15 protein-coding genes and 1 tRNA gene are annotated in these 12,975 nt (G+C 73.4%); 6 read left to right on the top strand and 10 right to left on the bottom strand.

Annotated elements, in window-relative coordinates; genetic code table 11:
- Positions 1-30 precede the first annotated feature (30 nt).
- Positions 31-618: a hypothetical protein gene (locus C8D89_RS12265; protein WP_116708389.1), complete on the bottom strand. Its 588-nt coding sequence runs from the start codon at positions 616-618 to the stop codon at positions 31-33.
- A 420-nt stretch (positions 619-1,038) separates the two neighbouring features.
- A tRNA-Tyr gene (locus C8D89_RS12260) sits at positions 1,039-1,122 on the bottom strand.
- Between the two features lie 107 nt (positions 1,123-1,229).
- On the opposite strand from C8D89_RS12260, the gene C8D89_RS12255 reads away from it, so the two are divergent.
- Together C8D89_RS12255 and C8D89_RS12250 are read left to right on the top strand one after the other, a co-directional pair.
- The gene (locus C8D89_RS12255; RefSeq protein WP_116708388.1) at positions 1,230-1,721 is read left to right on the top strand and encodes a YajQ family cyclic di-GMP-binding protein; all 492 of its coding nucleotides are present in this window, start codon (positions 1,230-1,232) and stop codon (positions 1,719-1,721) included.
- 5 nt (positions 1,722-1,726) lie between these two features.
- Entirely contained in the window at positions 1,727-2,242 is a 516-nt protein-coding gene (locus tag C8D89_RS12250) for a GNAT family N-acetyltransferase (RefSeq protein WP_116708387.1), read from the top strand.
- A gap of 11 nt (positions 2,243-2,253) precedes the next feature.
- On the opposite strand, the gene C8D89_RS12245 is transcribed toward C8D89_RS12250, so the two are convergent.
- A complete protein-coding gene (locus C8D89_RS12245) occupies positions 2,254-2,694 on the bottom strand; it encodes a VOC family protein (protein WP_207787187.1) in 441 nt (146 codons plus the stop codon).
- 102 nt (positions 2,695-2,796) lie between these two features.
- Here C8D89_RS12245 and C8D89_RS12240 point away from each other — a divergent pair, with 102 nt between their 5' ends.
- Positions 2,797-4,143: an NAD(P)/FAD-dependent oxidoreductase gene (locus C8D89_RS12240; RefSeq protein WP_116708386.1), complete on the top strand. Its 1,347-nt coding sequence runs from the start codon at positions 2,797-2,799 to the stop codon at positions 4,141-4,143.
- A 3-nt stretch (positions 4,144-4,146) separates the two neighbouring features.
- Here C8D89_RS12240 and C8D89_RS12235 read toward each other — a convergent pair whose 3' ends face one another.
- The 7 genes from C8D89_RS12235 to C8D89_RS12205 all read right to left on the bottom strand — a co-directional run bounded on the left by C8D89_RS12235 (position 4,147) and on the right by C8D89_RS12205 (position 8,923).
- Positions 4,147-4,572 carry a Clp protease N-terminal domain-containing protein gene (locus C8D89_RS12235; RefSeq protein ID WP_479731920.1) on the bottom strand — a complete coding sequence of 142 codons (426 nt, stop codon included), beginning with the start codon at positions 4,570-4,572 and terminating at the stop codon, positions 4,147-4,149.
- Positions 4,573-4,606: 34 nt separating this feature from the next.
- A complete protein-coding gene (locus tag C8D89_RS12230; RefSeq protein ID WP_116708384.1) occupies positions 4,607-5,062 on the bottom strand; it encodes a GNAT family N-acetyltransferase in 456 nt (151 codons plus the stop codon).
- The gene (locus C8D89_RS12225) at positions 5,055-5,438 is read right to left on the bottom strand and encodes a VOC family protein (protein WP_116708383.1); all 384 of its coding nucleotides are present in this window, start codon (positions 5,436-5,438) and stop codon (positions 5,055-5,057) included. Before C8D89_RS12225 ends, C8D89_RS12230 begins: the two co-directional genes overlap by 8 nt.
- Before the next feature lie 115 nt (positions 5,439-5,553).
- On the bottom strand, positions 5,554-6,204 hold the full coding sequence (locus tag C8D89_RS12220; RefSeq protein WP_116708382.1) for a class F sortase: 651 nt from the start codon (positions 6,202-6,204) through the stop codon (positions 5,554-5,556).
- A gap of 82 nt (positions 6,205-6,286) precedes the next feature.
- Entirely contained in the window at positions 6,287-7,084 is a 798-nt protein-coding gene (locus C8D89_RS12215; protein ID WP_116708381.1) for a hypothetical protein, read from the bottom strand.
- Between the two features lie 352 nt (positions 7,085-7,436).
- Complete coding sequence (gene htpX, locus C8D89_RS12210; protein ID WP_116708380.1) at positions 7,437-8,270, bottom strand: zinc metalloprotease HtpX; 834 nt, start codon at positions 8,268-8,270, stop codon at positions 7,437-7,439.
- Between the two features lie 65 nt (positions 8,271-8,335).
- On the bottom strand, positions 8,336-8,923 hold the full coding sequence (locus C8D89_RS12205) for a PaaI family thioesterase (RefSeq protein WP_116708379.1): 588 nt from the start codon (positions 8,921-8,923) through the stop codon (positions 8,336-8,338).
- A gap of 52 nt (positions 8,924-8,975) precedes the next feature.
- Between C8D89_RS12205 and C8D89_RS12200 the strand changes: the two genes are divergently transcribed.
- From C8D89_RS12200 to C8D89_RS12190, 3 genes are all read left to right on the top strand, one after another.
- Positions 8,976-9,782, top strand: coding sequence for an enoyl-CoA hydratase-related protein (locus tag C8D89_RS12200; protein ID WP_243418045.1), 807 nt, complete (start codon positions 8,976-8,978; stop codon positions 9,780-9,782).
- Between the two features lie 168 nt (positions 9,783-9,950).
- Positions 9,951-11,837, top strand: a complete 1,887-nt coding sequence (locus C8D89_RS12195; RefSeq protein ID WP_116708377.1) for a 2-oxoacid:acceptor oxidoreductase subunit alpha — start codon at positions 9,951-9,953, stop codon at positions 11,835-11,837.
- Entirely contained in the window at positions 11,834-12,940 is a 1,107-nt protein-coding gene (locus C8D89_RS12190) for a 2-oxoacid:ferredoxin oxidoreductase subunit beta (RefSeq protein ID WP_116708376.1), read from the top strand. The genes C8D89_RS12195 and C8D89_RS12190 overlap by 4 nt, the downstream gene beginning before the upstream one ends.
- Positions 12,941-12,975 lie beyond the last annotated feature (35 nt).

The raw sequence follows: 12,975 nt of genomic DNA, 5'->3' as shown, positions 1-12,975 counted from the left end.
GCCTGTTGAGGGAGGGGTGGGGGTCAACCATCACGCCGCGCTGTCGATGTCGGGGGCGTCGAGCAGCAGCGCGATCCGGGCGACACGCTCGCGGAAGTGGACCGCCAGCGCCTCCCGCCGCTGTGCGTCGCGTTCGCCCTTGATCTGGTGCTCGATCGCGTCGAGGGCCGCGTCCATCCCCTCGAACAACTCGCCGGTCGTCGCGGGCCCGTCCGCCGGTGCAGGCTCCGCGTTGGCTACAGCCGCGCGTCCCTGTCGGTACTCGTCCCACGACAACGACGGGAGCGCGTAGGGCTCGCCGGGCTCGACGTGGGCTGCGTGACCCTCGCGGATCGCCCACTCCCACGCGAGCCGGTACTTCCGGATGGTCTTCCGGTCGGACAACCCTGGGACCTCCAGCCGCGCGAACTCCGCCGCCGACATGGGGAATGGGGACGAGTCCTCATTGGTCCGGCGGTTGTCCCCGCCGCGCCCCTCGTTGGTCGTGCAGGCGTAGGCGATAGCTGCCTTACCCCAGCCGCCGAGCGCGTGGAGCTGATCGAACAGGCCTGCTGCCTCGTGTGCCTCGTCGGGCGTCGTCGGGCCGATGTGCTCGGCCGGGTCGAGCGGGTCGTACATGATCGTCCTCTCGGGTTGGTCGCCGAGAGGAAGCCGACGCGCGAGCGGGCACCACTCGGCGACACACGTGTGTCGTCCTTCGTGATGCCGTTGCTCGGCCGGGCGGGAGGCTCGAAGCGCCCATCTCCCGGCCACTCGCGCGCGTAGCGCGCTCGTCGTCCAACCCGGAGCGTCGATCTTGGGAGTTGGTCGACTCCGTGAAGACCGGTCCAGCGCTGGCGCGAACAGCGACAGGTAGAGCGTCCCAGCGTCACCCGCGTAGGGCAACGTTGGCCGCTCCGGTCCACCCCCGCCCGAATCGGTCCGCGCCCACGCGTCGGGGGCGACGGCGCGACCTGTAGGGGGCGCGTAGGGGGCAACGATCTTGGTCGCCGCCCCTGGTACTACAAGGCCCCCGACCGTTCGTGCTGGTCAGGGGCTTGGTGGCGGGTGAAGGATTCGAACCTTCGAAGCTTTCGCGACGGATTTACAGTCCGCTCCCTTTGGCCACTCGGGCAACCCGCCAGGGCGTGCCGCCCCGCAGGACGGCGTCGGGAAGACTACAGACCGGGGCCCGGCGGCCGTGCAGCCGGGTACCCGGGATGCCCGCCGGCACGTCAGGGAGGACGACGATGGCCAACCCCTCGTTCGACGTCGTGAGCAAGGTCGACCGCCAGGAGGTCGACAACGCGCTCAACCAGGCGAGCAAGGAGCTCTCGCAGCGCTTCGACTTCCGCGGGACCGGCGCCGACGTCTCGTGGGCCGGCGAGGAGGCCATCACCATCAGCGCCGAGACCGAGGAACGCTGCACCGCCGCGATCGACGTCTTCAAGGAGAAGCTGATCAAGCGTGGCATCTCGCTGAAGGCCTTCGACGTCGGCGACCCCTCGCTGTCGGGCAAGGCCTACAAGGTCACCGGCTCGCTGGTGCAGGGCATCAGCAAGGACAAGGGCAAGGAGATCTCGAAGGTCATCCGTGACGAGGGCCCCAAGGGCGTCCAGGCGCAGATGCAGGACGACCAGCTGCGCGTCACGGGCAAGAAGAAGGACGACCTGCAGGCCGTGATCTCCCTGCTCAAGGAGCGGGACTTCGACATCGCGCTGCAGTTCGTCAACTACCGCTGACGTCGATGGCGGGCCTGGTCCGCGACCGCCGGCCCGAGGACCTCGACGCCGTCGCGTCCGCGCTGGTCGAGGTCCACCGGGTCGACGGCTATCCCGTCGAGGGCGTCGACGACCCGCACGCCTGGCTGAACCCGCCGGGCCTGCTGCACGCGTGGGTCGCCGTCGTCGGCGACCACGTCGTCGGGCACGCGCTCACGACGACGGCGCAGCCCGGCGTCGCCGCGGTCGACGCGTGGGTCGCCCACGGCGGGGACCCGGCCACGACGATCGTGGGCGGGCGCCTGTTCGTCGCTCCCGCCGGACGGGGCCACCGGCTGGGGCTCCTTCTCGCCCGCACCATGACCGACTGGGCCGCCCACCACTGCCTCGACCTCGTCGGCGACGTCATGACCAAGGACAGCGCCGCCATCGCGGCCTACGAGCGCCTCGGCTGGCAGCGGATCGGGACGGCGATGCACGACACCGGCCACGGCACGCAGGTCCCGGCGTACCTCTACGTCAGCCCCGCGCCGCTCCACTGACCGGCGGCGGCTCAGCGGAGCTCCTCGGCCAGCGCGACGAGGATCCCCTCGGGGCCGCGCACGTAGCAGAGCCGGTAGACGTCCTCGTACTGCGCGATCGCGCCGACGAGCTCGTGGCCGCGGGCGCGCAGCCGGTCCACGGTGGCGTCGATGTCGTCGACCGCGAACATGAGGCGGCGCAGCCCGATCGTGTGGGCCGGGGCGTCCGGCTCGGCGGTGGTGGCCGTCGGGTGGAGGAACCTCGTCAGCTCGAGACGGCCGTGGCCGTCCGGGGTCTGCACGAACACGATCTCGACGCGCACGTCGTCGAGCCCGACGACCTGGTCGACCCACCGTCCCTCGGCCGGCGTCACCTCGCCGACCTTCTCCATGCCGAGGTCGACGAAGAACGCGAGCGCGCCCTCGAGATCGTCGACGACGACGCCGACGTGGTCCATCCGCTGGATCGTCATGGGTCCTCCTCGTCCGGTGCGGCCGCGGCACGGCCGATCACGTCCCGGGGACGGAGCCGGCGACGCGTTCTCGACACCCGTCGGGTGCGGTAGGCAGAGCGCATGAGCGCGCGGATCGTCGTGGTCGGTGGCGGCTTCGCGGGCACGGGCGTCGCGCGGCGGCTGGAGAAGCTCGTCCCGCAGGCCGACATCCGGCTCGTCTCGCCCGACGACCACATGCTCTACCTGCCCCTGCTGCCGCAGGTCGCCGCCGGGGTGCTGACGCCGCGGGCCGCGGTGCTGTCGCTGTCGCGTCTGCTCCGGCGCACCCTGCTCGTGCCGGGCCGGGCGATCGGCGTCGACCTCGACACGCGGCGGGTGCTCGTCCGCAGCATCACCGGCGAGCACGAGGTGCTGCCCTACGACCGGCTCGTCCTTGCGCCCGGCAGCGTCACCAGGGTCATGGACGTCCCGGGGCTGCGGGAGTTCGGGCGCGGCGCCAAGACCCTCGCCGAGGCGGCGTTCCTGCGCGACCACGTGCTCGGCCAGCTCGAGATCGCCCACGCCTCGACCGACCCCGAGGAGCGCGCACGACGCTGCCGCTTCGTGGTGGTCGGCGGCGGTTACGCCGGCGTCGAGACGGCCGCCAACCTGCAACGAACCGCCGTCGCGCTCGCCCGGCGCCTCCCCCGCCTCGACCCCTCGCTGATCCGCTGGCACGTCGTCCAGCACGGCGGTGAGCTCATGCCGGGACTCGGCGCGCGTCTCAGCGAGGACACCCGGCGCGTCCTGGTCTCCCGCGGCGTGCACGTCGACCTGCACACGAGCCTGGTCGGGGCCGACGACACCTCGGTGACGCTGTCCGACGGGCGGCGCCTGGCCACCTCGACGCTGATCTGGACGGCGGGTGTGGCCCCGAGCCCGCTGGTCGGCCGACTCGACGCCGAGACGGCCCATGGGCGGCTGGTCGTCGAGCCCGACCTGTCGGTGCCCGGCCGGCCCGAGGTGTCCGCCCTCGGCGACGCCGCCGCGGTGCCCGACCTCGCGACCGGAGACGGTGCGGTCTGCCCGCCGACCGCCCAGCACGCCTCGCGCCAGGCGCCCGTCGCCGCCGACAACGTCGTTGCGAGCCTCGCCGGCCGTCCGACGCGGCGCTACCGCCACCGTGACCTCGGCATGGTCGTCGACCTCGGCGGGAGGAACGCCGTCGCCAAGCCCTTCGGGATCGGGCTCGCCGGGACGCCCGCCGCCGCCGTCACCGCCGCGTACCACCTCTGGGCCCTGCACGTGCCGGCGGCGATGGCGCGGGTCGCGACGAACTGGGCGCTGCACGCGGTCCAGGGTCAGAGCGCCGTCCGGCTCGGGTTCCTCACCGGGGCCAGCGGCCGGCTCGCCGAGTTCGAGCACACCGACGACTACCTCGAGCCGGCGGAGGTCCGGGCAGCGGTGGCGGCGGCGCGGTCGAGCTGACGATCAGCAGGCGGCCACACCGACACCGAAGCGGCGCAGGACCTGGGCGGCGTCGTCGGCGCGGTCGGCGAGGACGCCGCGCAGGAGGTGGCGGACACCGACCGGCTCGTCGCCCGCGACGCGGACCGCGGTGTCCAGAGCCGCGACGGCGCCCGGCGTCCAGGGGCGGTACCGGGACGCCGTGCGGTGGGTGCCACGGCGGCGGGCGAGCTCCGCGCGGACGTCGTCCACGTCGACGCCGTCGAGCGGGCCGCCGTCGTGGTCGCGCTCGTCGCGCAGGAGGGCGAGCAGGAGGTGGGCGGTGCCGACGCGCGCGTCGCCGTTGCGGGCCGCCTCCTCGTCGGCGAGGAGGAGGACGCGCGCGACGCGCTCGGTCTGGCGGGCGGTGAGCTGCATGGACCCACCGTCGTGGCCCGGCCGGCGAGGCACCTCGGGGTCGGGCCCGGAGGTCCGTCGGGGTCGCTCACCACTCCTTCACGTAGTAGTAGCTCGGCTCGGTCGCGCCGGGCTCGGTGTGGCTGTAGCCGTGGGCGACGTAGAAGCGCCGGGCGTCGACGTCCTCGCCGTCGACGTTCACCTCGACCACCCGCCCGCCGCGCGCCGCGACCAGCGCCTCGACGGCCTCGATCAGGGCGTGCCCGATCCTGCGCCCGCGCAGGTCCGGGCGGACGTAGAGCTCGTCGAGCAGGGCCACCGGGGCGTCGAACCAGACGTTGGGCCGGAACGACACGACGGCCAGGGCGTCCGGCGGGTCGCCGTGGAGCAGGGCGACGAGGTCGTCGCGGGCCAGGAGCGTCCGCAGGCGCTCGGTCAGGACGGCGGCGCCGGGCGTCGGGGTGTCGAACTCGGTGTTGAAGTCGTGCAGCAGCGCCGCGACGACGGGGGCGTCGTCGACCCCGCCACGCCGGACCTCACCCACCGGAGCCGTACCGGCGGGTGATGATTTCGAGGTGGTGACCCGCGGGGTCGTCGAAGTACAGCCCGCGGCCGCCGTCGTGGGTGTTGTACTGCCCGACCCACCGCTGCCCGGGGTCGGCCCAGTAGATGATGCCGCGGTGCTGCAGGCGGGCGAGGATCACGTCGAAGTCGTCCTCGCCGACGAGGAACGCGACGTGCTGCCCGGGGAAGTCGATCGGCGGGGCGGCGTAGTCGATCGTGAACGTCTCGTCGACGTCGACGGCGACGAACGGCCCGGCCTCGTAGGGCGCGGGCAGGCCGAGGACGTCGGCGAGGAACTGGGCGGACTCGCGGGCGTCGTGGGCGGCGAGCGCGAGGTGATCGATGCGAACGGCCATGGGGTGGGTCACTCCAGGGCTCCCGCGCCTCCATCCGCCGGCCTGACACCGGCCCGGACGCGACGCTGCTCGTGACCCTGGCCCGCACAGGCTTCCCGGTCAAGGCCGGCCGGGGTCAGCCCGCGACCAGGCGGGCGAAGACGATGGTGTTGTCCTCGTAGTGCCCGGCGGCCGGGTCGAAGGCGCCGCCGCAGGTGATGAGACGCAGCTCGGGGCCGAGCGTCGCGCCGTATACCTCGAGCCGCGGGAAATCGGCCTTGGGCACGGTCCGCACGTCCTCTACGACGAAGGTGGGCCGCGTGCCGTCGGCCAGCGTCACGATGGCGCGGTCGCCGGGGCGCAGGCGACCGAGGTCGTAGAACACCGAGGGCCCGTCCCGGGCCGAGTCGACGTGGCCGATGATCACCGACGAGCCGGCGCGGCCGGGCGTCGGCGAGCCCCGGTACCAGGCGGCCTCGTCGTAGCGCGGCCCCGGCGCCGGGACCTCGAGGGTCCCGTCCGGGTCCAGTCCCACCGCGTGGACGGGCGTGGAGACCCCGATCGCGGGGAGCTCCAGGCCGGCCGGCGGGGCTCCCGACCCGGGAGAGGACGCGGCCGGCGTCGGCGGCTCCGGAGTCGGGAGGAACGGCGCCGCCTCGGACCCGGTCGGCGCGGCCGCGCGCGGCGGGCCGGGGTCTCCGCCGAGGCCGACCGCGGCCAGCACGACCCCGAGCAGGGCGAGGGCGGACGCGGCGACCAACAGCCCGCGGCGGGTCGTGCGGGTCATCGGGGCCTCCCGTCGTGGCAGCGGGGACGTGTCCCGCGCCGTGGGCCGCCCGCGGTGCGGACGGCCCACGGCGCGGGTGGGGTCAGCTGCGGGTGCCGGCAGCGCGTCGCCGTGCGGCGAGGGCCAGACCGCCCGCGGCCGTCAGCGCCAGTGCACCGCCGGAGACCAGCACCAGGTCCACGCCGCCCGCGGTCGAACCGCCGCCGGTGTCGACGCCGCCCTCGGGCATCGCGGACACCTGGCCCGGCAGGTCGACCACGATCGTCGCGACACCGACGGTCAGGCCGCCCTGGACCGCGTCGGTGCTGAACGCCTGGTTCAGCGCGTCCGCCGCGGCACCCGAGAGACGGACCGTCGTCCCGGTGAGGGTCGCGGTGCCCGCCGCGGCGTCGGTCTGGATCGGCTCCAGGGTGGAGCCGTCGAGGTCGAACAGCACCGCCGAGTCGGCCACCGTCTCGCCGTTCGCGGTGACGGTGCCCGACAGGGTCGCCGGGTTGCCCGGGTCGATGACGAAGTCGGTGAGCTCGACCCGGGTGTCGCCCTTGGTCAGGCTCAGCCCGCTGCCGTCGTGCTCGATGCGTCCCTGGACGTAGGGGTTCACCGTTCCGGGCTCGTACACGGTGACGTTCCCCCCGGTGATCGGGAACGAGACGCTGCCGTCCTCGAGGGACGCGCCGCCGATGGTCCCCGGCGTGACCTCGAGCGACTCGAGGGCGCCGGTGAAGCCCTCGTCGAGCGCGACCGACGACGACCGGCCGGTGAGGTCGGGGATCTCGGCGACCGGCTCGGCCGCGATCGCGACCCCTGTCGTGAACCCGCTCAGAGCGAGCGCGGCGACGCCCGACACGACCAGCCCGGCGATCTTCCTGGATGTCCTCATCGGAGGCCTTTCCACACGACACCGGCCTCGCCGCCGGCATCTCCCGCCTCGTTCTCCGCGCTCCGCCGCATCGGGGTTCGCCCGTTTCCGGAAGGGGGGAAAATCGAACCGGAATGCGCGCTCGCACGAATACCGGCCTCGACTCCGCCGAGGACGCGAATTCGTCAGGGGAACGTCGGCGGAACCTCACGACGATCCCACACCGGCGTGTCGCGCGAGCGAGGATGTGGCGATCCTGGCGTCGAACGCCAGCAAAGCCGCATTGCTCGCACACCCCGTGTGCGACTCGTACAGGTGACGCGGAGCGGTCGGGCCGGCGCGGGGCACGGCGGTGGAGGGCGGTCCCCAGGGGTCAGCGACCGCCGGCGGCCATGGCCTCCAGGCGGGCGATGCGGTCGTCGAGCGGCGGGTGGGTGGAGAACATCCGCGAGAGGCCCTCGCCCGGGCGGAACGGGTTGGCGATCATCAGGTGCGACTGGCTGACCAGCTTCGGGTCCGGCGGCAGCGGGGCGGCGGCCGTGCCGTACTGCAGCTTGCGCAGCGCCGAGGCCAGGGCCAGCGGGTCGTCGGTCAGCGCCGCGCCGCTGGCGTCGGCCTGGTACTCCCGCGACCGGCTGATCGACATCTGGATGATCCCCGCCGCGACGGGCCCGATGATCGCGACCGCCAGGGTGGCGAGGAGGTTGCGGTTGCCGCCGAAGAGCTGGGCCGCGAGCACCAGGTAGGACACGACGCTCGACAGCGCGCCGGCCACGGACGAGATCAGGATGTCGCGGTTGTAGACGTGGGAGAGCTCGTGCCCGAGGACGCCGCGCAGCTCGCGCTCGTCGAGCAGCGTCAGGATGCCGGTGGTCGCGCACACCGCCGCGTTGCGCGGGTTGCGGCCGGTGGCGAAGGCGTTGGGCGCCTCGGTGGGGCTGACGTAGAGGCGCGGCATCGGCTGGTGCGCATCGGTCGCCAGCTCGCGCACGATGCGGTACATCGCCGGCTGCTCGGCCTCGCTCACCGGGTAGGCGCGCATGGCCCGCAACGCGAGCTTGTCGGAGTTGAAGTAGGCGTAGCCGTTGACGCCGAGCGCGACCAGCAGGGCGATCAGCAGCCCCCCGCGGCCGAACAGCGAGCCGAGGACCAGCACGATCGCGCTGAGCGCGCCCAGCAGCATCGCGGTCTTCAGGCCGTTGCGCACGTGCTCCTCCTCGACGGGATCCGTTGTCCGGATCAACGTCGGGGGACGGGTCGCCGTTCCCGCGTCTACGGCGCCGCGCGCGCGGCCTCGATCACCTCGCGGCTGGCGCCGAGGGCCTCGAGGTCCTCGGGGCGGCTGTGCTTGAGGAAGTGCTCCGCGCCGACCTTGACGAAGAGCGCCCGGGCGGTGCCCGCGACCTCGCCGTCGAGCTCGCCGAGGTAGGCGACACCCGAGGTGTAGACCTTGCGCCCCACCACCGCGTCGACCCGGGAGCGCAGCCACAGCGTCGTCCCGACCGGCACGGGGCGGCGGAAGTCGGTCTCCATCCGCGCCGTGACCGCGGCCCGCACGACCTGCGTGTGCGCGGTGCCGAGCGCGTCGTCGAACGCGGTCATCAACAAGCCGCCGTGCAGCAGACCCGGCCCGCCCTGGTGCTCGTCGAGGACGTCGAAGCGGCTGCGCACCGACACCCCGTCGTCCTCCACCCACGAGCGGATGCGCAGGCTGCCGGGCACGTCGGCGCAGCCCCGGCACTGGCTGTGGTGCTCGCGGGTGCGCTCGCCGGGTCCGGGCGCCTTGGGGTGACGCCGGGGCGCCTCCGCGTCGGCGGGCGGCTCGATGGTGGAGGTCGGCACCCGCCGCACGTTACCCATGCCAACGACCTCCGGGCCGCGAGCCGCGTCACCCCACGGCATGCTGTCGCCCATGGCCGAGCCCGATGTCCGTCTGGAGCGCCTCGACGGCCCCGTCGGGGCCACCGCGCTCCTCACCGTGTCCGACCCGAAGCGCCGCAACGCCATGACCGGCGCGCTGTCGGACCGTCTCGTCGCCGTGCTCGACGAGGTCGCCGCCGACGAGTCGGTGCACGCGGTGGTCGTCACGGGCGACGACGACCCCAAGCCCGCGTTCTGCGCCGGCGGTGACCTCGACGAGCTGGCCGCGGCCGGCGAGGCCGGCCCCGACGCGCTGCAGCGGATCTACGCCGGGTTTCTGGCGCTGGCCGAGTGCCCGCTGCCGACGTTCGCCGCCGTCGACGGGCCCGCCGTCGGGGCCGGGCTCAACCTCGCCCTGGCCGCCGACGTGCGCATCGCCGGCGAGACCGCCCGCTTCGAGCCGGGCTTCCTGCGCCTGGGCGTGCACCCCGGTGGCGGGATGACGTGGATGGCGCAGCGGATCGTCGGCCCGCAGGCCACGACCGCGATGCTGCTCGGTGGCGAGGGTCTCGACGCCGCGCGGGCCGTCGAGCTGGGTCTGGCGCTGAAGGTGGCCACCGGCGACGGCGCCGACGGGCGCTCCCCCGCGGTGGCCGAGGCGCTGCGCATGGCCGCGACCTCGGCGGCCGCCCCGCGCGCGCTGGTCGTCGCCACCAGGGCCAGCATCCGCGCGACGGGACAGCTCGACCGGCACCACGACGCCGTCGCCGTCGAGGTCGGCCCGCAGCTGGAGTCGCTGCGCTCGGAGGGGTTCCGCGAGGGGCTCGCGCGCGTCCGCGCCTCCACCGGGAAGCGCTGAGCACTGGTCCGCCAGGGGGAACGGTGGGGGTGCGCCACCGGCTTGTTCGGTCCAGCGTGTGACCCGCGACCAGCCGCCGGTGATCGGCTCGTCGGTGAGGTTAGCCTGGGTGGTCCGCTCTTCACCAAGGGATGACCCACGAGGACGCGAAGGGACGCGATCGCTCCGATGAGCACTGACACCGCCGTCGGGCCGGCCGGTCGGGAAGTGCGCCAGACCCACCGCGTGGTGATCCGCTTCGCGGGTGACTCGGGTGACGGCATGCAGCTGACCGGTGATCGGTTCACGTCGGAGGCTGCGGCGTTCGGCAACGACCTGGCCACGCTGCCGAACTTCCCCGCCGAGATCCGCGCCCCCGCCGGGACGCTCCCCGGAGTGTCGAGCTTCCAGCTCCACTTCGCCGACTACGACATCCTCACCCCCGGCGACCGTCCCGACGTCCTCGTGGCGATGAACCCGGCGGCGCTGAAGGCGAACCTGAAGGACCTGCCGCACGGCGGGATCCTCATCGTCAACACCGACGAGTTCACCAAGCGGAACCTCGCGAAGGTCGGCTACGAGGCCAACCCGCTATCCGACGACTCGCTGGAACCCTACACCGTCCACGAGGTCGCGATGGCGACGCTCACCCGCGGGGCGCTCGAGCCGACCGGGATGAGCAAGAAGGACGCCGAGCGCGCGAAGAACATGTTCGCGCTGGGCCTGCTGTCGTGGATGTACCACCGCGGCACCGAGGGCACCGAGCAGTTCCTCCGCGAGAAGTTCGCGAAGAAGCCCGACCTCGCCGAGGCCAACATCCTGGCCTTCCGCGCCGGGTGGAACTACGGCGAGACCACCGAGAGCTTCGCGGTCACCTACGAGGTCGCGCCCGCGCGGCTCGCCGAGGGCACCTACCGGCAGATCACCGGCAACCTGGCGCTCGCCTACGGCGTCGTCGCCGCCGGCCAGCAGGCGAAGCTGCCGGTGTTCCTGGGCACCTACCCGATCACCCCGGCCTCCGACGTGCTGCACGAGCTCTCCAAGCACAAGGGCTTCGGCGTCACGACCTTCCAGGCCGAGGACGAGATCGCGGGCATCGGCGCCGCGCTCGGCGCGTCGTTCGGCGGCTCGCTCGGCGTCACGTCGACCTCGGGCCCCGGTGTCGCGCTGAAGTCCGAGACGATCGGGCTCGCGGTGGCGCTCGAGCTGCCACTGCTGATCCTCGACGTCCAGCGCGGCGGCCCGTCGACCGGCCTGCCCACCAAGACCGAGCAGGCCGACCTCCTGCAGGCCATGTACGGGCGCAACGGCGAGGCGCCGGTGCCGATCATCGCCCCGCAGTCGCCGTCGGACTGCTTCGACGCCGCCCTCGAGGCCGCGCGGATCGCGCTGACCTACCGCACCCCGGTGTTCCTGCTCTCCGACGGCGCGATCGCCAACGGCTCGGAGCCGTGGCGGGTCCCGGACGTCGACGAGCTCCCCGACCTGTCGGTCACGTTCGCCACCGAGCCGAACGCCCCCGACGGGTCCGACGAGTTCTGGCCCTACCTGCGCGACGCCGACACCCTCGCCCGGCCCTGGGCGATCCCCGGGACCGCCGGGCTCGAGCACCGCATCGGCGGCCTGGAGAAGGCCGACGGCCGCGGGACGATCTCCTACGACCCGGACAACCACGACCGCATGGTCCGGCTGCGCCAGGCCAAGATCGACGGCATCCCGGTGCCCGACATCGACGTGGACGACCCGTCGGGTGAGGCCGAGGTGCTCGTCGTCGGCTGGGGCTCGTCGTACGGGCCGATCGGGGCCGCCTGCCGCCGGGTCCGCGCGGCGGGGCTCACGGTGGCCCAGGCGCACCTGCGCCACCTCAACCCGCTGCCGCGCAACCTCGGCGACGTGCTCCGGTCCTACCGTCGCGTCGTCGTGCCCGAGATGAACCTCGGGCAGCTCGCGATGCTGCTGCGCGCCCGGTACCTGGTCGACGCGCACTCCTACACCAAGGTCGCCGGCCTGCCGTTCCAGGCCGAGGAGCTCGCCGGCGTCCTCACCGATGCCGTCAAGGGGGATCTGCCCGCATGAGCGCTGTGGAGCTGGGTCAGCCGTCCTTCGGGGGCGGGCTCGACCTCGTGCCGACCACCGACGAGCCGCAGAAGGCCAAGGACTTCACCTCCGACCAGGAGGTGCGCTGGTGCCCGGGCTGCGGCGACTACGCGGTCCTCGCGTCGGTGCGCGGCTTCCTGCCCGAGCTCGGGCTCAAGCGCGAGAACATCGTGTTCGTCTCGGGCATCGGCTGCTCGTCGCGCTTCCCGTACTACCTCGACACGTACGGCATGCACTCGATCCACGGGCGCGCGCCGACGATCGCCACCGGGCTGGCGGTGACGCGCCCCGACCTCTCGGTCTGGGTCGTCACCGGCGACGGCGACGCGCTGTCGATCGGGGGCAACCACCTGATCCACGCGCTGCGCCGCAACATGAACATCACGATCCTGCTGTTCAACAACAGGATCTACGGGCTGACCAAGGGCCAGTACTCGCCGACCTCGGAGACCGGCAAGGTCACCAAGTCGACGCCGATGGGTTCGATCGACGCCCCGTTCAACCCGGTCTCGCTGGCCCTCGGTGCGGAGGCGACGTTCGTCGGGCGCGCGCTCGACTCCGACCGCAAGGGCCTCACCGAGGTGCTCCGCCAGGCGGCGGCGCACCGCGGCGCCTCGCTCGTTGAGATCTTCCAGGACTGCCCGATCTTCAACGACGGCTCGTTCGACGTCCTGCGCAAGGGCGACGGCGTGGCCGAGCGGCTGATCCCGCTGGTCGACGGCGAGCCGATCCGGTTCGGCAACGACGGCGAGTACGGGGTCGTGCGCTCGGCGACGGGGGGCCTCGAGGTGGCTGCCGTCGGCGGACCTGGCGGGGTGGCCGAGGACGACGTCGTGATCCACCGCGCCGGCGAGGAGGACCCGACGCAGTCGTTCGCGCTGTCGCGCCTGTCCGACCAGGACCTGACCCACACCGTCACCGGGATCTTCCGCAAGGTCGACCGCCCGACCTACGACGACGGCGCCCGCGCCCAGGTCGCGGCGGCGAAGCAGCAGGCGACCGACCGCGGCGACTCGCTCGGCGCCCTGCTGCGGGGCAAGGACACCTGGGCGGTCCTGCCGGAGCCCGAGAACGAGCAGTAGCACTTTGCGCTCCGCGCTCGTGCGCGCTTGCCCGT

The sequence above is a fragment of the Actinomycetospora cinnamomea genome (assembly GCF_003096675.1).
Lineage (GTDB): Bacteria > Actinomycetota > Actinomycetes > Mycobacteriales > Pseudonocardiaceae > Actinomycetospora > Actinomycetospora cinnamomea.
This window is presented reverse-complemented; position numbering and strand designations above follow the sequence as displayed.

Coding starts and splice junctions, on each gene's coding strand:
- C8D89_RS12205 (WP_116708379.1), bottom strand. CDS start 8,923: ATGGGTAACGTGCGGCGGGTGCCGACCTCCACCATCGAGCCGCCCGCC.
- C8D89_RS12265 (WP_116708389.1), bottom strand. CDS start 618: ATGTACGACCCGCTCGACCCGGCCGAGCACATCGGCCCGACGACGCCC.
- C8D89_RS12190 (WP_116708376.1), top strand. CDS start 11,834: ATGAGCGCTGTGGAGCTGGGTCAGCCGTCCTTCGGGGGCGGGCTCGAC.
- C8D89_RS12245 (WP_207787187.1), bottom strand. CDS start 2,694: ATGACGATCCAGCGGATGGACCACGTCGGCGTCGTCGTCGACGATCTC.
- C8D89_RS12255 (WP_116708388.1), top strand. CDS start 1,230: ATGGCCAACCCCTCGTTCGACGTCGTGAGCAAGGTCGACCGCCAGGAG.
- C8D89_RS12200 (WP_243418045.1), top strand. CDS start 8,976: ATGGCCGAGCCCGATGTCCGTCTGGAGCGCCTCGACGGCCCCGTCGGG.
- C8D89_RS12215 (WP_116708381.1), bottom strand. CDS start 7,084: ATGAGGACATCCAGGAAGATCGCCGGGCTGGTCGTGTCGGGCGTCGCC.
- C8D89_RS12250 (WP_116708387.1), top strand. CDS start 1,727: ATGGCGGGCCTGGTCCGCGACCGCCGGCCCGAGGACCTCGACGCCGTC.
- C8D89_RS12195 (WP_116708377.1), top strand. CDS start 9,951: ATGAGCACTGACACCGCCGTCGGGCCGGCCGGTCGGGAAGTGCGCCAG.
- C8D89_RS12225 (WP_116708383.1), bottom strand. CDS start 5,438: ATGGCCGTTCGCATCGATCACCTCGCGCTCGCCGCCCACGACGCCCGC.
- C8D89_RS12220 (WP_116708382.1), bottom strand. CDS start 6,204: ATGACCCGCACGACCCGCCGCGGGCTGTTGGTCGCCGCGTCCGCCCTC.
- C8D89_RS12240 (WP_116708386.1), top strand. CDS start 2,797: ATGAGCGCGCGGATCGTCGTGGTCGGTGGCGGCTTCGCGGGCACGGGC.